This window comes from Glaciimonas sp. Gout2 (assembly GCF_035018905.1).
Lineage (GTDB): Bacteria > Pseudomonadota > Gammaproteobacteria > Burkholderiales > Burkholderiaceae_D > Glaciimonas.
Genome location: NZ_JASJXA010000117.1, coordinates 1 through 1,625 on the forward strand (window position 1 = coordinate 1; position 1,625 = coordinate 1,625).

The 1,625-nt window shown below is 45.2% G+C and carries 1 protein-coding gene; it reads left to right on the forward strand.

From position 1 onward, the window contains the following. Positions 1-59 precede the first annotated feature (59 nt). Positions 60-1,625 (forward strand): hypothetical protein (locus tag QN379_RS23385; RefSeq protein ID WP_323507756.1); only part of this gene is annotated, 1,566 nt, incomplete at its 3' end.

Below are 1,625 nucleotides of genomic sequence, written 5' to 3' on the forward strand. Positions count from 1 at the left end.
TAACCGCGTAACAACATCGCAGGCGCAGCGGTCACGATCGGCCAGAATGAGCGGTCACGTTGACCAGAATACGCAACACCCTACCGGCTTGGCCGAAAGACCCGATGCTTTTCCAGGGGGTCGAAGGTAGTATTTATGACGATCTTAATAATCCCTATTGGAATCAGGGAGAAGAAAAGAAAAAAATAGAGCCTGTTCCCACGACAACAAGTGTACCAAGTGTAGCACCTAAGTTAGACGTTGCCGCTTCCTCCAACTACCTCAGCATCGACTCGTTTGATACTTCTCTTAACGGGATTCACACTTGGTCTTCCATGGACAAAGGAGTAATCCTAAATGGCATCAACGCATACCAGCGTTGGCCAACAAATGTTGCCCAGGACGACCGTTTAAAGGGCATTGCACTTGAGCGTTCAAACGATCCTATATTTCGTGTGGATCAATTACTGAGTGCGTTCACGCCTGTGGTTTCCCGGATGATTGGAGGTCAGCCATCGGTTGATCAGTACGAGTATGCGATGTTGAAATACGCAGTGCATTCCAAGTTGCCGCCAGTTGACAAAGGCGTTGCTTATGATAGCCCAGCACATCCACAGCCAACGACGCCACAATCGGCACTGAAAAACGACGTTGCGCAACTATTTTTCAATGCTTTAGGCCAAATATCAGAGCCATCTGGTGCGCAAGTCCTTGAGGTCTTCGTACGAAAAAATACAAGCGCTGCGTTAAGCCTCGACCCAACGCTCGATACATTAGCAGGATTTTCTGATCGCATCAAAGCGAGTGTTATTAACCGGCTAGATTTGCACCTTCCTTCATTGAAGGCCGCTGATCGTGCTAGATTAAATACGCTAGCAAAATGGTTTGTTGAGGCGTCTTTACATGCCATTGATCCTTTGTTCAACGCACAATTTAACATGAGACAACGTGATTTTCGTGATGCGCACTATCAGGGCCGTGATGGCGCGTTAATGAGTATTGGAGCAAGCTTCATTAATCAATTTTCAGTCAAAGCAGGTACGCTTCTTACGCCCTCTATTTTGCGTGAGGCAGGGTTGCATAGTTTGATTGATATTGCTCCTTCTGCGTGGCTACCCTCTACTGGTTCTACCTTGACACGTTTCGGTCAGTCAATAGAGAAAAGGATTTATGGTGAGCCTTCAGGTACTGCGACTGATCGTATGAAGTCGGGACTTGCCGCGTTAATTGCACCTGAAATACCACGGATTCGTCTCTTGCAGGAAGTCAACATAAGCGAGGAAAGGTTCTTACGCAATATTAATGATCAGTTCAATGAAGATGGGGTTCACAAGCGACAATCCGAAGCTGCATTAGATTTACTAATATTTAGTAAATTTAAGTTATATAGTTTCGGTCTTAAGCAATTGCCGCAAATCGATCAAGATAATTTGGTTAGCGCAAGTAGGATTGGGCAACTAGAAGTATTTATGCCGAAAGTAGTTTTATACGATACGCAACATGCTGATATCAGTTATAAGGCTGCACTTAAAGCCACTTCTGGTCTAATCGCACGAACTGGCCATACGGAAAGTGAATATTATTTATTTTCTGAAGGGCGCTGCTGGGGTTCTCCGGTTGTTTCTAAAGTGACGGAACAAATAAAT